The organism is Streptosporangium sp. NPDC004631, from assembly GCF_053601935.1.
The window spans coordinates 40079-57637 of sequence record NZ_JBSGCR010000001.1 but is presented as its reverse complement, the minus strand read 5'-3'; the positions used below and the strand labels follow the sequence as shown (position 1 = coordinate 57637).

General features: G+C 73.2%; 11 protein-coding genes. 4 read left to right on the top strand and 7 right to left on the bottom strand.

Annotation, left to right across the window (positions count from 1 at the left end):
* Positions 1-423: 423 nt before the first annotated feature.
* Positions 424-753, top strand: a complete 330-nt coding sequence (locus ACWEF2_RS00230) for an STAS domain-containing protein (RefSeq protein WP_453810801.1) — start codon at positions 424-426, stop codon at positions 751-753.
* Positions 754-870: 117 nt separating this feature from the next.
* Here ACWEF2_RS00230 and ACWEF2_RS00225 read toward each other — a convergent pair whose 3' ends face one another.
* The 5 genes from ACWEF2_RS00225 to ACWEF2_RS00205 all read right to left on the bottom strand — a co-directional run bounded on the left by ACWEF2_RS00225 (position 871) and on the right by ACWEF2_RS00205 (position 7513).
* Positions 871-2055, bottom strand: a complete 1185-nt coding sequence (locus ACWEF2_RS00225; RefSeq protein ID WP_453810800.1) for an oxygenase MpaB family protein — start codon at positions 2053-2055, stop codon at positions 871-873.
* A gap of 179 nt (positions 2056-2234) precedes the next feature.
* On the bottom strand, positions 2235-3494 hold the full coding sequence (gene thrS / locus ACWEF2_RS00220; protein ID WP_453810799.1) for a threonine--tRNA ligase: 1260 nt from the start codon (positions 3492-3494) through the stop codon (positions 2235-2237).
* A 231-nt stretch (positions 3495-3725) separates the two neighbouring features.
* Positions 3726-5963 carry an SF1B family DNA helicase RecD2 gene (recD2, locus tag ACWEF2_RS00215; protein ID WP_453810798.1) on the bottom strand — a complete coding sequence of 746 codons (2238 nt, stop codon included), beginning with the start codon at positions 5961-5963 and terminating at the stop codon, positions 3726-3728.
* Positions 5960-6496: an aminoglycoside phosphotransferase family protein gene (locus ACWEF2_RS00210; RefSeq protein ID WP_453810797.1), complete on the bottom strand. Its 537-nt coding sequence runs from the start codon at positions 6494-6496 to the stop codon at positions 5960-5962. Before ACWEF2_RS00210 ends, recD2 begins: the two co-directional genes overlap by 4 nt.
* A gap of 81 nt (positions 6497-6577) precedes the next feature.
* On the bottom strand, positions 6578-7513 hold the full coding sequence (locus tag ACWEF2_RS00205) for a DUF5996 family protein (protein ID WP_453810796.1): 936 nt from the start codon (positions 7511-7513) through the stop codon (positions 6578-6580).
* Between the two features lie 495 nt (positions 7514-8008).
* On the opposite strand from ACWEF2_RS00205, the gene ACWEF2_RS00200 reads away from it, so the two are divergent.
* Positions 8009-9262: a serine hydrolase domain-containing protein gene (locus ACWEF2_RS00200; protein WP_453810795.1), complete on the top strand. Its 1254-nt coding sequence runs from the start codon at positions 8009-8011 to the stop codon at positions 9260-9262.
* Here ACWEF2_RS00200 and ACWEF2_RS00195 read toward each other — a convergent pair.
* Positions 9250-12495: a BTAD domain-containing putative transcriptional regulator gene (locus ACWEF2_RS00195; protein WP_453810794.1), complete on the bottom strand. Its 3246-nt coding sequence runs from the start codon at positions 12493-12495 to the stop codon at positions 9250-9252. The two genes, ACWEF2_RS00200 and ACWEF2_RS00195, sit on opposite strands and share 13 nt — an antisense overlap.
* 303 nt (positions 12496-12798) lie before the next feature.
* On the opposite strand from ACWEF2_RS00195, the gene ACWEF2_RS00190 reads away from it, so the two are divergent.
* Both ACWEF2_RS00190 and ACWEF2_RS00185 read left to right on the top strand, forming a co-directional pair.
* Positions 12799-14154 (top strand): serine hydrolase domain-containing protein, encoded by a 1356-nt coding sequence (locus tag ACWEF2_RS00190; protein WP_453810793.1) that lies wholly within the window; start codon positions 12799-12801, stop codon positions 14152-14154.
* A gap of 176 nt (positions 14155-14330) precedes the next feature.
* Positions 14331-15716, top strand: a complete 1386-nt coding sequence (locus tag ACWEF2_RS00185; protein ID WP_453810792.1) for a carotenoid oxygenase family protein — start codon at positions 14331-14333, stop codon at positions 15714-15716.
* Between the two features lie 98 nt (positions 15717-15814).
* On the opposite strand, the gene aspS is transcribed toward ACWEF2_RS00185, so the two are convergent.
* Positions 15815-17152, bottom strand: coding sequence for an aspartate--tRNA(Asn) ligase (gene aspS, locus ACWEF2_RS00180; RefSeq protein ID WP_453810791.1), 1338 nt, complete (start codon positions 17150-17152; stop codon positions 15815-15817).
* Positions 17153-17559 lie beyond the last annotated feature (407 nt).

Here is a 17559-nt window from a genome sequence, read left to right as displayed (position 1 = left end):
TTAGGGCACTTTTTGGCGGGCAATGCATGCCGGCCGGCGGTCAGGGGAACCGGGGGTGTCGCGGGCGCGGTGACCTGGGACATCGGGACAAGCCGGGGCGGACGTGGAGCCGCAGGGGTTTCCGGGGATCGACCCGGGTGATCCGATCCGGCGGAACGGCGGCCCCCGCCGGGGGGCCGCCACGGCGGAAACGCCCTGCCGCGGGCCGGCGTCACCGGCGACATCGGACGGGAACGCGCCGCCCGCCGCAGCAGGGGGGCCGGCCCGGGTGTCGTCGCAGGCCGGCCGGCGGGGCGGCGTCCTTGGAGGCGGGATTGCGGGTTTCCCGCGACGAGCTGCGAGACTTCCTCCGTGCCCGCCTCACGGATCCGGTGGATCGAGGCGGCGCACGGTGCCGGCGCCGATTTGGAGACCTGACGATAGATGCTCGAAAAGACCCCGCTCCGCATCGAGGTGCGGCGCACCCCCTCCGACGCCACCCTGCTGGTGCTCAGCGGTGATCTGGACTACGACACGGCCGCCGAGCTCCTCACCCTGGCGGAGGGCCTGTCCCGCCGGGACGTGCGCCACCTGGAACTGGATCTGTCCGGCCTGAACTTCGTCGACTCCTCCGGGGTGGCGGCCCTGATCAACGTCTACAACGCCGCCCGCGACCACGGCGTCGCCATGCGCGTCGTCGCCCTCACCTCCTATCTGCGTCACATGTTCCGCGTCACCGCCCTGGACCAGATCTTCGACCTGCCCCCCGGCTGACCGGCCGCCCGTGGCACAGGGGCGCGGGGGGCCGGGAGGGCCGGGCCATCCGGTGCGGACGCCGCCGCGGTCGCCGTACCCGGCCGGTGGGAGAGGGCCACGGCCGGGGGCCGGTGGTCAGGACGGGGGCGCGGGGCGGGGCGGCTCGGCGAGCGGGCAGCCGCCGGGGCGGGGGACGTGCTCACCGTCCACTCCCCAGCTGTCCCGCAGCCGCGAGGGAATGTCGAGCCCGACCCGCCGCCCGCCGGTGAGGGTGCGCACGCCGCCCATCAGGAGCAGCCGGGCGGCCCCGTCCAGGACCGTGCGGGCCGTCGCGCTGCTGTCCTCGGCCCGCTCCAGGCCGCGCAGCAGGCGGTTGCCGGCCGCGGTCATCCGGGTCCAGAAGCGGGCCCGCGGGACCCGGAGCGCGTCGGCCACCCACGGCTCCACCACCTGCCGGACCAGGGCGGCGGCGACTCCGTCGAAGGCCCTTCCGGGGGTCATCTCCCGGTAGAAGTCCAGCAGGCCGCGGGTGAGCTCGATCCCCTCGGGGGACGCCCCGAAGTGGCGTTCGACCACCAGGGCGTTCACCTCCCGGGCCTCGGCCAGGCTCCGGGGCATGATGTCGGCGCGGACGCCGAGCATGGCACCGGTCACCCGCCAGACGTAGTAGTAGTCCTCGGCCTCCCGCGCGGTGACGGTGACGCCGAGCCTGGCCATCCCGTCGAGGACGTGGACCGAGAAGATCAGCATCGCGCCGAGCAGGTCCTCCTGGCAGATCGGGACGCCGTCGCGCGCCTCGTCCCACTGCCCGCTGGAGCGCACGAGATGACGGACCGCGGCGTGGATCAGCCGGGTCTTCTGGATGGTGGGGACGAAGTCGCCGCCGGAGCCGAACGGGTCGGGCGCCATCATGTTCATCACGAACTGGCAGGTCTCGGCGAGCCGCCGGTGCGGCCGGTCGAGCCGGTGGGTCAGCGCCAGCACCCGCGAGGGGACCACCGCGGCATAGCAGCTGACCATCGCGCCGTAGCAGAGCACCGAGGCGACGTGCATCCCGTCGTCGAGAAAGAAGTCGTGGGCGTCCGCGATCCGGGAGGTGTCGGCCCACTCGGGCGGGGCGTCGGTGGCGAGCAGGAACGCGCGCACCGAGGGGGGCAGGTTCTCCGGGATCGGCTGGTCGTTGTCGTGGAACTCCCGCAGGACCTGGTTGACCTGGTCGGTCTTTCCGGAGCTCACCAGATCGGCGATCACCGTGTCGGCCATCGGGTCGCCCTCGCGGCGGAGGGCGTCCAAGGTCTGCGAGGTGTGCCGCATATGCATACCACCACCTGGATCCGGGGGGGGGGCGCCGGTCCGCGCACGCCCGGGGGCGGTCGCGCGCGGCGGCGCCGAGAAGCCCTGTGACTCCTCTGAGTGAAATTCATGCTACAGAAGGTAAAGGTGGTGTGATCGGCGTATGCCCAGGGGGTGCGGCCGCCGCCGATCGGTGGCCCCGCGAACTAGGGGGTGGCCTCCCACAGGTCGGCGCTGTGAGCGTCGACGAGCAGGCCGATGCGGCGCAGGGCCGCGGCGGCGGGCTGCGCGTCCAGGCGGCGGCCGTCGCGCAGGCGCAGGGCGACCTGGTCGCCGGCGGCCTCCTTGGGGCCGATCACCGCCTGGTAGGGCACGAGTCGGGCGGCCCGGATGCGGGCGCCCAGGGTGCCGTGGTCCGGGCCGGTGATCTGTGCGCGCAGTCCCCGGTCGAGGCAGCGTCGCGCGAACCGGGCGGCCTGGTCCGTTTCGGCGCCGGAGACGGGGAGGACCACCAGCTGAGTGGGGGCGAGCCAGGCCGGGAAGGCGCCGCCGTGCGTCTCGACGAGGTGGGCGACGGCCCGTTCCAGGCTGCCGATGACGCTGCGGTGGACCATGACCGGCCGGTGCCTGGCGCCGTCGGGCCCGATGTAGTGCAGGCCGAACCGCTCGGGCTGGTGGAAGTCGACCTGGACGGTGGACAGAGTGGCCTCGCGGCCGGCCGGGTCGGTGATCTGAACGTCGATCTTGGGGCCGTAGAACGCGGCCTCCCCCTCGACGGCCTCGTAGACCACGCCGGAACGGTCGAGGACGTCGGTGAGCAGGGCCGCGGACCGCTGCCACATCTCGGCGCCGGCGACGTACTTGCCGCCCGCCCCGGGAAGGGAGAGCCGGTAGCGGGACGGGCGGATGCCGAGGGCCGCGTACGCCCGGCCGATCAGTTCCAGGGCCGCGTGCGCCTCGTCGGCGACCTGGTCCGGAGTGCAGAAGATGTGCGCGTCGTTCAGCTGGATCGCCCGGACGCGGGTCAGCCCGCCGAGCACCCCGGAGAGTTCGGAGCGGTACATGCCGCCCAGCTCGGCCATGCGCAGGGGGAGCTCGCGGTGGCTGTGGGCGCGGGACCGGTAGATCAGCGCGTGGTGGGGGCACAGGCTCGGGCGCAGGACGAGCTGTTCCGCGCCGAGGTCCATCGGCGGGAACATGTCCTCTCTGTAGTGGGACCAGTGGCCGGAGATCTGGTACAGCTCTCGTTTGCCCAGGATGGGTGAGTACACGTGCCGGTAGCCTGCCCGGCGCTCGGTGTCGCGGATGTACTCCTCCAGCGTGTGCCGTACGGCCGCGCCGTCGGGCAGCCAGTACGGCAGTCCCGCGCCCATCAGCGGGTCGGTGTCGAACAGGTCCAGCTCGCGGCCGAGCCTGCGGTGGTCGTTCATCGTGGTCTCCTCGCGGATGCCGAGGCGGGTGACCACACGGCGAAGCCCCGGGGCACTCGCCCCGGGGCCTCGGACTAGGAAAGCGGTCAGCGCGCCGGGACACTCTCCGGCGTCGTCGTGATCATGGCAGCGCGCTTCACGGCGGCAACGGTAGCAGATGAGGCCCGGTAGGCGCGGCGGCTCCTCTCCCCCGTTCTCCCCCGTGCCCGGCGGCCTCCGCCATCGGGCGTGCCGGCACGGGGGGGAACCGGCGCGGTGCCTCCGGCGTCACCGCCACGGGTGGTCTCCCGGCGAGCGCAGCCGGTGGGTGAGGCTGGTGTGGCGGCGTCCGGCGCCGCGGGTCCGCACCGCCTGCGCGAGAGCCCGGCGCGAGCCCACGATGACCACGAGCTTCTTGGCCCGGGTGATCGCGGTGTAGAGCAGGTTGCGCTGCAACATCATCCAGGCGCTGGTGGCGAGCGGGATGACCACCGCCGGATACTCGCTGCCCTGGGAGCGGTGGATGGAGACCGCGTAGGCGTGGGCCAGCTCGTCCAGCTCGTCGAAGGCGTACTCGACGTTCTCGTCTTCGTCGGTCAGCACGGTCAGCTTGTGGTCGTCGGGTTTGATGTCGACCACCATGCCCACGGTGCCGTTGAACACCCCCGCCGCGCCCTTGTCGTAGTTGTTGCGCAGCTGGGTGACCTTGTCGCCGACCCGGAAGACACGTCCGCCGTAGCGGCGCTCGGGCATGCCCTCGCGTGACGGGGTCAGCGCCTCCTGCAGTGTGGCGTTGAGGTTGCCCGCCCCCGCCGCGCCCCGGTGCATCGGTGCCAGCACCTGCACGTCCCGGCGCGGGTTGAGGCCGAACCTGCGCGGGATCCGGTTGGCCACCACGTCCACGGTCAGCGCCGCGATCTCCTCCGGCTCCTCACACGGGAACAGGAAGAAGTCGGTCATGCCCTCCAGGGCCGGGGGCAGGCCGGTGTTGACCCGGTGGGCGTTGGTGACCACGCCCGACTCCTGAGCCTGGCGGAAGATGTGCGTCAGCCGTACACGGGGGATCTCCTCCTCGGCGGCCAGCAGGTCCCGCAGCACCTCGCCGGCGCCGACCGAGGGCAGCTGGTCCACGTCCCCCACGAACAGCAGGTGCGTTCCGGGGGCCACGGCCTTGACCAGCTTGTTGGCCAGCAGCAGGTCCAGCATCGAGGACTCGTCCACCACGACCAGGTCGGCGTCCAGGGGGTTGTCGCGGTCGAAGGTGGCGTCGCCGCCGGGGCGCAGCTGCAGCAGCCGGTGCACGGTGGTGGCCTCGTGGCCGGTCAGCTCGGCGAGTCTCTTGGCCGCCCGGCCGGTGGGGGCGGCCAGGATGACCCTGGCCTTCTTGGCCCGGGCCAGGGTGACGATGGAGCGCACGGTGAAGCTCTTGCCGCAGCCGGGGCCGCCGGTCAGCACCGCGACCTTCTCGCTCAGCGCCAGCCGTACGGCCTGGGCCTGCTCGGCGGCGAGTTCGGCGCTGGTCTGCTCGCGCAGCCATCGCAGGGCCACGTCCCAGTCCACGGATCCGAAGGCGGCCAGCCGGTCGTGCCCGGAGTTGAGCAGCCCGCGCAGCGAGCCGGCCAGCGACAGCTCCGCGCGGTGGAAGGGGACCAGGTAGACCGCGGGGACGGCGCCGTCTCCGACGGGGACCTCCTCGCGGACCACGCCCTCCTCGGCGACCAGTTCCTCCAGGCACTGGACGGTCAGCTCGGCCGGGACCTGGAGGATCTTCACCGCGTCGCCGACGAGGTTGGGGGCAGGGAGATAGCAGTGGCCGTCGTCGGCGGCCTGCGACAGGGTGTAGCGCAGGCCCGCCTTGACCCGTTCCGGGCTGTCGTGCGGAATGCCGACGGCCTGGGCGATGGTGTCGGCGGTCTTGAAACCGATGCCCCACACGTCGTCGGCCAGCCGGTACGGCTCGTTCTTGACGACCGTGATGGAGGCGTCGCCGTACTGCTTGAAGATCCGCACCGCGATGGAGGTGGAGACCCCGACCCCCTGCAGGAAGATCATCACCTCTTTGATGATCTTCTGTTCCTCCCAGGCGACGGCGATCATCTTGGTCCGCTTGGGGCCGAGCCCGGGGACCTCGACGAGCCGCTCGGGGGTGGTTTCGATGATCTCCAGGGTGTCCGCGCCGAAGTGGTCGACGATCCGCTCGGCCATCTTCGGCCCGATGCCCTTGATCAGCCCGGAGCCCAGGTAGCGCTGGATGCCCTGGACGGTGGCGGGCAGCACGGTGGTGTAGGACCACACCTCGAACTGCTTGCCGTAGCGCGGGTGGGAGGTCCACCGTCCGGTCAGCCGCAGCGACTCGCCCGGCTGGGCGCCCAGCAGCGGCCCGACCACGGTGAGCAGGTCGGTTCCCGAGCGTTCGGCGGCCACCCTGGCGATGGTGTAGCCGGTCTCCTCGTTGGCGTAGGTGATCCGTTCGAGCACGGCCTCCAGCACGGTGCCGGGGGTGCGCTCTGCCGGAGGGGTGGTCATGCCGGGTATTCTGCCGCAGACGGGCACCGTCCTGCTCCGGCGCCGGGCATTCCGTCTTCCGGGCGTGCGGCTCCCCCGGTGTGCGTTCCGCCGCGCTCCGGGCGGTCCCGATCACGGAGGTTCGGCTCCGCATCGGAGTCGCCCCCTGGCGGGCCTTCATGACGGGTCATGCCCGGTGCGGCGGCAGGTCGGCCGTCCAGCAGGGCCCGGGCGATCGCCACCTGCTCCGGCTGCAGGGCGGTTCCGCCGTCCTCGACGTCCCACAGGGCGTTCTGCGGCACCCGGCCGAGGGTCCAGCCCGCCGCGCGCCGCCGGTCCAGGCCCAGGATCTCCGTCAGGGGCAGGCCGTCCGGCGCCGGGAGCGAGACCGGCCGGGCCAGCAGTTCGGAGAGGATCCGCAGGGCCGCCGGGTCGTCGTGGAGGCGGGAGAGCGGGCGGGCGGTGTCCAGGCGTTCGAGCAGCATCGCGCCGGTGGCCGGGTCGTCGTGGAGCGGTCGTACCGCGCCGTCGCCGTTCCAGGCGCGCAGCGCCACCGGCTCCCCGGCGTTCTCCTGGTCGACCGGCTGGAGTTTGAGGGCCGCCGCGGTGCCGTGCCGGTCGCCGCCGAGTGGCGCTCAGTGCCGCCTCTCCAGCAGGGGGTCGGTGATGCCGGGCGGGCTGATGAGCAGGGCCTCGTCCCAGCAGGCCAGGCGGGCGCCCGCCTGGTAGGCGCTGCCGAGGAAGTCCAGCACGGTGGCGACGGGATCGTCGTGGGCGCGCGCGTCGTCGTAGCGCAGGACCGCCAGGTGGTTGCCCCGGGCGGGCAGCCAGGCCGCCCGCTCGGGGCGGAGCGGCTCCGCGGCGAGCCCGGCCGGCTCGGGGGCGGTGTAGGAGTAGAAGGCCGGCCAGGGCATGGCGTCGTCGCCGAACCAGAACCCGCTGCTGATCACCTCCTCGGAGTAGGCCTCCCTGGTGACGGGGTCGGCCTGGGGCTGGGCGCCGGCCGGGCGGCCGGAGAAACGGGTCACGGCGATGTCGAAGGTGTGCCAGAAGTGGTGCACCGGGCTGATCTTGCCGTGGAACTCCGCCGCGAACCGTTCCAGCACCAGGTTGACCTGGGACAGGATCCGCCAGTAGCGGGTCACCAGGGCCGGGTCGTAGCCGGCGTGCCCGGTGTCTCGGGCGAAGGGCGTCTCGTCGGTGAGCCCGAACGGCTCGGCTTCGATCTCCACCTCGGCGCCCAGGTCCTCCAGCACCTCGAACAGGGTTCGGTGGAAGGAGGCGACCGACTGGCCGATCAGGCTGAACGTCGCGCTCCGCCCGTCCAGCCGGCTGACGACGAGCCGGTGGCCGACGAAGTCGAAGTCGACGGTGAGGATCGGCGTGTCGTCGAGGCCGCCCATGGGGCGCGAGGTGATGCCCCGCCCGGTCAGGTGAAAGGCGACGTTCCACCAGTGGTTGCGGCGGACGCTCAGGGCCAGCCGTACCTTGCCGACGATCTGGGCGAACCGGTGCACCGTCTCCTTCGTGCCGCTCCAGTCCTCCAGGGGCATGGCGGGAAACCACTCCATCGCTGCCTCCTTAACCGTCCGTCCTGCCCGGCGGTCTCCGACCGGCACCCCGCCACGTCAGAGCCACACTTTCAGCATTATTCCCACTTAAAGTAGTTAAATCATGACTTTTGGTAGTCTATTCGTGGGCGGTCCCGGATGGAGGGGCTCCTCGCCGGGTTCCGGGCGACGCGTTCCCGCGCGGCCTCATCGGCGCGGCGTACCCGGGACGAGGTTGACGACCGCTCGGCGCGGGGCGTTTTCGGGGCCTGAGGAGGCCGCACGCGCGCCGGAGGTTCCGAGGCCGGCCGTCGACGGGCCGGGCCTCGCGCAACCGGCGCGCCCGGGTCCGGCGCAAGGGCGGGGCTATCGACATCATCACCGGCCGGGTGGCTGACAGCGTGCTGTGTGCGGTTTGTGAGCGGCGGGTTGGAGGGTGAGGTCGTCCGCGTCACCCATCACCCATCACCCGGAGGAACGGGTATGTCCCCACGTGATTCTTCGTCTGACCGCGCGGTGCGGCCACGTTGGCTGCGCACGCTCGCAGCCTCGGCACCGGCCGTGAGCCTGGCCGTGGCCGCGGCGTTCCCGGCCGCCGCCGCGGCCACGGCGTCCGTGCCCCGGAGCGGCACCAAGGCGCAGCGCGCCCAGCTACAGCAGCTGGCGCGGAAGCTGGTGGAGGCCGGGGCGCCCGGCGTGATCGTGCGGGTCGACGACGGCCGCGGAAGGCCGGTCGAGATCACCGAGCAGGCCGCCTGGACCAGACGGGATCACCTGCTCAAGGCGGGGGACGAGTTCCGCATGGGCTCCAGCACCAAGACCATGGTGGCCACGCTCGTGCTGCAACTGGTCGCCGAGGGCGGGCTCGCCCTGACCGACCCGGTGGAGAAGTGGCTGCCGGGCAAGGTGCCCAACGGCAAGGCGATCACGTTGCGCATGCTGCTGAACCACACCGGCGGCCTGTTCGACTACACCCAGGACGCCGTGGTCCGGCCCTCGATGCTCGGCAGAGACCGGCGGCGGTGGACCTCGGCGAAGCTGCTCGCCGTGGGGGTGAAGCACGATCCGCTGTTCGCGCCGGGCACGAAATGGTCGTACAGCAACACCGGCTACGCCGCCATCGGCGCCGTCCTGGAGAGGGCCACCGGGGCGAGCCTGGCCGATCTGGTCCGGGACCGGATCGCCCGGCCGCTCGGCCTCAAACACACCTACTACGCCACGGACTCCATCTGGCACGGCCCCCATGCCCGCGGCTACGAACCGGACGCCGCCCACATGCCGCCGAGTGTGCCGGCCGGGTTCAGGAACTTCGCCGGGGCGCGCCACCACGGTCACGTGAACGTCTCCGACAACGACCCCGGGTGGGGCGGGGCGGCCGGGGCGGTGGTGTCCACCACGCAGGACTGGTCCCGGTTCCACACCGCGTTGATGTCCGGCGCGCTGCTGCCCGCCGCCCAGACGGCACAGATGCGCACCACGGTGCCGGTGGACTCACGGCAGCCGGCCGGCCCAGGCTACGGGCTGGGCATCCAGACCGGTGCCACCCCGTGCGGCACGTTCTGGGGTCACGACGGCGGCATGCCCGGCTACCTGACCACCGGCCTCACCGACCGCACCGGCAGCCGCACGGCGACCGTCCTCATCTCGACGGAGTTCTGGGCCGAGTTCGAGACCGACCCGAAGATCGCCAAGGCCGCCCAGGCGCTCCAGGCCGCCGTGACCTGCACGATGTTCGGCAAGCCCGTGCCGGCCGCGGCTCACGCCGGCTGACCGGCGCAGCCGGCCGCGGGTGCGGTGACGGTCGCGGACACCAGGCCTTCGGCCTCGGCGCGCGACATCGCCGCACCCGCGGCGTGCGCGGCCGCGAACCCGTCGGCGCCCAGGGCGGCCGTGGCCCGCCGCGTGATCACCAGCATGTCGGCGTCGCCGAGGTCGTCCCAGCCCCGCAGCACGGCGGCGACCCCGAGCAGCCGTCCCGCCCGCTCCGGCCGGTCGCGGCACAGCTCGATCGCGGCGACCACGGCCGCGATCGAGGCCGCGACCGGCGTATGCCAGGTCAGCGTCAGGTGCACCGCCGGGTGGTCGAGCCGGCGTAGCGCCCTGTCCGGGAAACCCTCCGCGACGTCCACCTGGGCGAGCACGCCCAGCAGCAACGCGGCCAGGTGCGGGGTCGACCGGCCGGGTGGCGCCTCGGCCAAGCCGGCCCGGGCGTGTTCGCGGGCCGGCCCCGGCCGCCCGGCCCGCCACTCCAGTCGTGCCAAGCCCAGGCGCGCCTGAGCCTGCGACTCCGCCGACCCGGTCCGCTCGGCCTGGTCGAGCAGGCCCGTCAGCTGCCGCCGCCCTCCGTCCACGTCGCCGGCTTGAGCCCGGTGCAGTGCGGCCGCCACCTCGTTCTCCATCGTGTGCTCGGGCATGCCGAGTTCCCGGAAGTACCGGGTGGCCCGCTCGGCCGACGCGGGCGCGCCGGCCGGGTCGCCGGCCCGCCGCAACGCCGAATTCAGGGTGCTCAGTGTGATCGCCAGGCCCCACCGCTCGCCGAGTTCCTCGAAGCCGGTCAGCGCGCGCGACAGCACGTGCGTCGCCTCGGCGGGGTGCCCGGTGTTCATGGCCAGCACGCCTCGGACCAGCAGGGCCAGCGACCGGCTCCAGAGATCCGTCCGCTCGTCCGGGGTACTGAGCGTGTCCGGTGCGGTTCGGTCGCGTCCCGAGCCTATGGCGAGCGCCAGCCGGGCCATCTCCAGAATGGGGTGGGTGCCGGGGGCGGCGTGCTCCAGCGCCTCCCTGATCCGGTCGAAGGCCGCTTCCGCCTCGTCCGGCCGGCTGATGGCCTCGGTGGTGGCGAGCGCGTGCGCGGCGACCACCAGCGCGCGGGCCCGCGGCTCGGTCGGGCCGCGAGCCTGGAGCACCCGGCCGAGCAGGTCCAGCGACTCCGGCGGGTGGTCTCGCAGGAACCAGAACCAGCACAGTGCGGCGCCGAGCCGGACCGCCAGGTCGGCGTCTCCGGACTCGGCCGCCCAGCGGATCGCGGCCGACAGGTTGTCCCGTTCCGCGGACAGGCGGGCCAGCCAGCGCAGCTGGTCGGACGTGCGCAGGCGCGAATCCGCGGTCTCGGCCAGCCGGAGGAGGAACCCGGCGTGCCTCCCGCGTACGACGTCGACCTCGTCACGCCGGGCCAGTTGCCCGAGGCCGTACTCCCGGATGGTCTCCAGCACGCGGTAGCGCGGCTCGACCGGGTCGGCGGGCTCCACCGGGTGCAGCAGGGACTTGTCGACCAGCGCCGTCAGCAGCTCCCGGACGTCGCCCAACCGGCCGATCGCCTCCGCCGCGTCCTCGGTGAAGGCGCCGGGCACGACCGACAGCCGTTCCAGCAGCGCTCGCTCGTCGGTGTCGAGCAGGTCCCAGCTCCAGGCCACCGCCGCGCTCAGGGTCCGGTGTCGCGGCAACGCGGTGCGGCTGCCCCCGGTGAGCAGCCGGAACCGGTCGTCCAGCCGTGCGGCGACCACCTCGACCGGCAGGGCACGCAACCGTGCCGCGGCCAGCTCGATCGCCAGCGGCAGGCCGTCCAGGCGGCGACAGATCTCCACCGCCGCCGTCAGCGCGCCGCCCTCCGGGGCGAAGCCCGGCCGCACCGCGGCGGCCCGGTCGTGAAACAGCCGGACCGCCGCGCAGGCACGGGCCCGCTCCACCGTCGCCCCCGGTTCCGGCAGCTCCAGCGGGAGCACCGGGTGCAGGGTCTCGCCGTCGATCCGCAGGGGTTCCCGGCTGGTAGCCAGCACCCGCAGCCTCGGGCACCGGCCGAGCAGGGTCCCGGCGAGCGCCGCGGCGGCCTCGATCACGTGCTCGCAGTTGTCCAGCACCAGCACCAGGTCGTCGTCCGCGAGTGTCCCGACCAGGCGGTCCAGAACCGCCTCCGGGGTGACAGGCCGCGGCTGCGCGCCCTCCGCGCGCACCCGCAACAGGTCGAGCACCACGCGGGGCACGTCGTCCGCGCCGACCGGGGCCAGCGGGACGAACCACACCCCGCCGGACGGTGTGAGCCGTCGGCCGACGGTGTTGGCCAGCCGGGTTTTGCCCGCTCCTCCGGGACCGGCCAGGGTGACCAGCCGGACTCGGCCGAGCAGTTCGACCACGCGGCGGACGTCGTCGTCGCGGCCCACGAAGCTGGTGAGCGGGACGTCCAGATTGCCGTGCGATCGCCGGGGACGGGGAGGTTCACCGCGCAACACCGCCAGGTGGGCCTCCTGGAGCCGCGGCCCGGGATCGCTGCCGAAACCGTCCGCCAGCAGGCCGCGGATCCGCTGGTAGGCGGCCAGCGCCTCGGCGCCGCGGCCGTTCAGCGCCAGGGCTCGGATCAGCTGGGCGTGCAGCCGTTCGCGCAACGGGTGCGCGGCGGTCAGCGATTCGAGCTCGGCGACCAGGTCGAGGTCGGCGCCCAGCGCGAGCTCGGCTTCGACCCGGTCCTCCAGGGCGGCCAGCCGGGCCCGCTCAAGCCGTTCGGCCTCGGCGGCGGCGAACGGCGCCTCCCGCACGTCCGCCAAGGCGGGGCCGCGCCACAGGCTCAGGGCCTCGCGCAAGGTGGCGGCGGCCTCGGCGGGCCGGGACTCCGCGTGCGAGCGCCGGCCCGCGCGGGCCAGCCGCTCGAACCGGACGGCGTCGACCGCGTCCGGCTCGACGGCCAGCCGGTACCCGGCCGGGCCCAAGGTGAGCAGCCCGGGGTCGCCCAGGACGCGCCGCAACCGGGACACCAGCGACTGCAGCGCGTGCAGGGGGGCCGCCGGTGCCGTCTCGCCCCACAGCGCCTCGACCACGGTCGCCGGCCGGACGGCACGCCCGGCGTCCAGCGCCAGCCGGGCCAGCAACACCCGCAGCCGCGCGCCCCCGACCCGCGTCGGGCCGGCAGCGGTGTCCAGCACCAGGGAACCGAGGACGCCGACGCGCACCCGTCCACTGGTGCCGCACGACTCGACCGCGTCTGCCATGGCCAGGAGTCTGTCAGACGGCAACGTATTACCTGACAATCAAGGTTCGAGGCCCGCCCTCTTCCCCGCCTCCGCCGGCCTCCTGGTCCCCCGTCGCGGTTTTGACCGTCACCGCCTCGAAAGGGCTGGGATTCGACGCCGTGGTGGTCGTCGAACCCGCCGAGATTCTGGCCCGGACCCCGATGGGCGGCCATGATCTGCAGGTGGCGATCACGCGGGCGACGCGGCGGCTGATCGGTGACCCACCGGGGGGATCTGCCGGGATGCTGGTGAGGCTCCGGCGGCACTAGCCTGGGGACACTTGTCGTGTCGGGGAGGGGTCAACTGATGTCGCCGGTTCTGGAGAGTACGGCTCGCGCGCTGCTGCGCAGGATCGCGGTGGAGCAGGCCGAGTCGCGACTGCCCTCCCTGACCGCGGCCGTGGTGCGAGACGGACGGCTCGCCTGGTTCGGCTCGCGCGGCAGGGTGGAGGGGGCCGCGCCGGACCAGAGCACCCAGTACCGGATCGGCTCCATCACCAAGAGCATGGTCGCCACGGTGGTCATGCGGCTCCGCGACGAGGGCCGGGTGGACCTGCTCGACCCGATCGGCAAGCACGTTCCCGGCACGCCGGTCGCCGAGGTGACGGTCGCCCAGTTGCTGTCGCACACCGCCGGGCTGACCGCCGAGTCGCCGGGGCAGTGGTGGGAGCGGACCCCGGGCATGCCGGTGGACGAGCTGATCGGCCTGCTCGGCCCGGAGACCGCCCGGCATCGCCCAGGCCGCCGCTTCCACTACTCCAACCTGGGTTTCGCCCTGCTGGGCGAGCTGGTGTCCAGGCAGCGGGGGGTGAGCTGGGCGCGGGCCGTGCAGGCGGAGGTGCTGGAGCCGCTGGGCATGCGCGACACCACCACCCGCCCGCGCTCCCCGCACGCCACCGGCTACGCCGTGCACCCGTGGGCGGACGTGCTGCTGCCCGAGCCCGAGCACGACGCGGTCGCGATGGCCCCGGCCGGGCAGTTCTGGGCCACCTCCGCCGACCTCGCCCGGTGGGCGGTGTTCCTGGCCGGCGACACCGCGGGCGTGCTGGACCCGGCCACGGTGGCCGAGATGCGCGAACCGGCGATCGTCGACGACGGCGACGCCTGGACCGGTGGTTTCGGCCTGGGCCTGCAGCTCGCCCGGGCCGGCGGTCGCCGCCTGGCCGGTCACACCGGTTCCATGCCGGGCTTTCTGGCCACGGTCTGGGCCGACCCGTCCGACAGGGTGGGCGTGCTGTTCATGGCCAACTCCACCTCGGGGGTGAGCCGTACCCTGCTGACCGAGCTGCTGGCCATCCTGGACGCGTACGAGCCGCGCCTGCCCGCCGAGTGGGAGCCCGCCACGGCCGACGCCGACCTGCTGGAGCTGACCGGCCCGTGGTACTGGGGGCCGAGCGCGTACGCGCTGCGACTACTGCCCGGGCGGGGGCTGTCACTCAACCCGATCGGCGGCGCCGGGCGGGCCTCCCGGTTCGCCGCCCAGACCGACGGGACCTGGCTCGGCCTGGACGGCTACTACGCCGGTGAGAGGCTGAGCCTGGTCCGCCGGGCCGACGGCTCGCTCAGCCACCTGGACCTCAACACCTTCGTCTTCACCCGCACCCCCTACGACCCCGCGGCGGGCGTGCCCGGCGGGGTGGACGAGGGGGGCTGGCGCGGCTGAGCGGCGAGTGCGGCGGGCGGGCCGACCCGGTCGTCCGCGCCGCCGGACTTTTTCGCACCGCCGTACGCTGCGCGTTCTCCGAGCGGCTGACGGCCCCGGCAAGAACAAGACTGTTTCTCCAGGAATCCTCCCGGCATCCTGGCACGGCCGGATCGAACGACGGGAGAACCCAGCAGATGACGGCCGCGCAGAACGCCGACACGCCCCTCCACCTGGCGGGGAACAACGCACCGGTCACCGAGGAGACGACGCTGGAACCGGCCGAGGTGATCGGCGCCGTTCCCGGGGAGCTGAACGGTGTGTACCTCCGCAACGGCCCCAACCCGCGGACCGGCTGGTCGCCGCACTACTTCGCGGGTGACGGCATGGTCCACGCGGTGGCTTTGGGCGGCGGGCGGGCCCGCTGGTACCGCAACCGGTACGTGCGGACCCCGCTGTACGAGCACCCGGGCGAGTCGCGCTTCGCCCTGGCCTTCGACCAGGCCACCGGGCAGGTGGACTACCGGGTCTCCACCGCCAACACCCACCTGGTCTCCCACGCGGGCCGGCTGCTCGCCCTGGAGGAGGGAGGCTTTCCCCACGAGATCACGCCGGAGCTGGAAACGGTCGGGCCGTTCACCTTCGGCGGGGCGCTGCGCACCCCCATGACCGCCCATCCCAAGATCTGCCCCGGGACCGGCGAGCTGCTGTTCTTCGGCTCCCGGCTGCGCCCGCCGTACCTCACCTACCATCGCGCCGCGCCGACCGGCGAGCTGCTCCAGTCACAGGTGGTGGAGGTCCCGCGGGCGACAATGATGCACGACTTCGCCATCACCGAGAACCACGCGATCTTCATGGACCTGCCCGTCGTCTTCGACCCGGCGACGGCCGCCGGCGGCGGGATGCCGTGGCGGTGGGACGACGGGCACGGCGCCCGGTTCGGTGTGATGCGCCGGACCGGCGGGCCGGTGCGCTGGTTCGACGTCGAGCCGTGCTACGTGTGGCACACCATGAACGCCTCGGAGGCGGACGGCGCGATCACGGTCACCGGCTGCCGGGTGCCGACGCTGTGGCGGGACGGCCCCGAGGACATCGGCGGTGGCCTGCCCACCTTGCACGAGTGGCGGCTGGACCTGGCCGCGGGCACGGTCGCCGAGCGGCCGCTGGACGACGCGGCGATCGAGTATCCGCGGGTCGCCGACGCCGAGGTCGGGCGGCGCCACCGCTTCGGGTACGTCACCGGCTTCTCGCTGGAGGCCGAGCCGGAGCGCTCGGAGATCTACAAGTACGACTTCGCCAGGGGCGCGACCCGCGAGGTGCATCGGCTGCCCGCCGGGCACACCTGCGGCGAGGCGGTCTTCGTCCCCCGGCGGGTGACGTCGGGTGACGACGACGGATACCTGATGACTTTCGCCCACGACCGCTCCCGCGGCACCGGCTACCTGGCGATCCTGGACGCCGCCGACCTGTCGGCCCGGCCGGTGGCGGAGGTGCACCTGCCGGTCCGCGTCCCCACGGGCTTCCACGGCAACTGGCTCCCCGGCCGCTGCCCCGATCGTACGGACCCGAATGGAGGGCTTTGATACGCGGCGGCCGGGCCGCGGGCCGCTGACGGAGCCGACACCGACGCTGAGACCCCGGCCGCGGCCGCCGGGGAGGGAACGGCCGCGCCACGGGATCGTTACGGGGTCAGGCGGTGAAGGTCACGCGGGAACAAGGTGGTGCGGCGGATGTTGTCGGCCCTGGTCAGCCGGGCGGTCCACCGTTCCAGGCCGAGGGCGAAGCCGCCGTGCGGGGGCATGCCGTGCCGGAAGGCCGCCAGATAGCCGGCGTACGGCTCGGGCGATTCCCCGCGGGCCGCCAGGGCCGCGAGGTAGTCCTCGTAACGGTGCAGGCGCTGGCCTCCGGTGACCAGCTCCAGGCCGCGGAAGAGCAGGTCGAAGCTGTTGGAGTACTGCGGTCTGCCGGGCTCGGGGTGGGTGTAGAAGGGGCGTTTGGCCATCGGATAGCCGGTGACGAACAGGAACTCGCTGCCGTGCTCGCGCAGCGCCCACTGCGACAGCAGGCGTTCGTGGGCCGGGGCGAGGTCCGGCTCGCCCCGGGGGTCTTCGCCGGTGTGGGCGGCGAGGAGTTCCTGGGCCCGGGTGAAGTGGATCTCGGGGATCCGGTTCGGGACGTCGGGTGGTTCGACGCCCAGCAGCGCGCACGCCTCGCCGGCGTGGTGTTCGACGGCGGCCGTCATGCCGGCGAGAACCTCGCGCAGCACGGCCATCACCTCCCGGTGGTCGGTGATGAAGCCGAGTTCGGCGTCCAGCGAGGTGTACTGGGCCAGGTGTCGTGCGGTGTCGTGGGGCTCGGCCCGGAAGACCGGGCCGGTCTCGTAGACGCGTTCGAAGACGCCGACCATGGCCTGTTTGAAGAACTGCGGGGACTGGGCCAGGTAGGCGTGGGTGCCGAACCAGTCGATCGCGAAGACGTCGGCGCCGGACTCGGTCGCCGAGGCCACCACCTTGGGCGTGTGGATCTCGGTGAAACCGAGCGCGTCCAGCGCCGTTCGAAAGCCCGTCACCGAGGCCGCGGAGATGGCGTGGGGGGCCCGCAGCAGCGGATGCCGCAGGGCGACCGGGGCGTGGTCGAGGATGGTCGGCAGCGTGGCCGGCACCGCGGGGCGGTAGAGGTCGAACGGCGGGGCCGCGGCCGGCCCCGACAGTGCGGTCACCGCCGGGGAGGTCACTTCGGCTCCCCCGGGGGCCTGGGGGCTGGCGGTCACGGTCCCGGTGATCTGCAGGACGGTCTCTTCGGGGTAGCCGCCGACCATGGTCATGGCCTCAGGGTCGGTGACCACGGCCTGGGCCAGGCCGGAGCGGTCCCGCAGGATGAGGAAGGCCACGGATTTCAGAGTTCGCCTGCGGTGGAGCCATCCCTGGACGGTGACCTGCCGGCCGATCCGTCGCGGAAGCTCCGCGGCCAGGGTCCGGCGGACGGGTGAAGCGGATGTGGATGTGGATGTGGAGATCATCACAAACCTCTGGTCAGTGAGTGGTGATCCCTTGGGAGTGCGGGCGAGAAGGGAACTCGCGGTGCCACCGCACTTTCGCCGCCGTACGACGGCGGCCTCAAAGGGCCCGGTGACGGGGGCCGGCCGGCGGGGCATCGGGCGCGGACGCCGTTCCTCCCCGCACTCGGGAGGGTCTTCGTCACCGGGGGCAGGTCCGCCTTCGCAGCTGCCGGCGGCTCTCTCCTACCCGCCCCGGTCGGTGACTACTCGTCTCCGTCAACGCGTTGCGGGAAGAGTACGTGTGCGCTGTCGTGTATCGCAACCGAATTGCCGTGAGCCGTGTGCTGGTCGAAGCTGGTCAGATCAAACCAGGCGACGCCGATGGAGACCGCGAAGGCGGCCCCGCGTAACCAACAGATGGAGACACG

Excerpts from the sequence above, each read along its gene's own strand:
- ACWEF2_RS00230 (WP_453810801.1), top strand. The coding sequence starts at position 424 with ATGCTCGAAAAGACCCCGCTCCGCATCGAGGTGCGGCGCACCCCCTCC.
- ACWEF2_RS00225 (WP_453810800.1), bottom strand. The coding sequence starts at position 2,055 with ATGCATATGCGGCACACCTCGCAGACCTTGGACGCCCTCCGCCGCGAG.
- recD2 (WP_453810798.1), bottom strand. The coding sequence starts at position 5,963 with ATGACCACCCCTCCGGCAGAGCGCACCCCCGGCACCGTGCTGGAGGCC.
- ACWEF2_RS00205 (WP_453810796.1), bottom strand. The coding sequence starts at position 7,513 with ATGGAGTGGTTTCCCGCCATGCCCCTGGAGGACTGGAGCGGCACGAAG.
- ACWEF2_RS00190 (WP_453810793.1), top strand. The coding sequence starts at position 12,799 with ATGTCGCCGGTTCTGGAGAGTACGGCTCGCGCGCTGCTGCGCAGGATC.
- ACWEF2_RS00185 (WP_453810792.1), top strand. The coding sequence starts at position 14,331 with ATGACGGCCGCGCAGAACGCCGACACGCCCCTCCACCTGGCGGGGAAC.
- aspS (WP_453810791.1), bottom strand. The coding sequence starts at position 17,152 with ATGATCTCCACATCCACATCCACATCCGCTTCACCCGTCCGCCGGACC.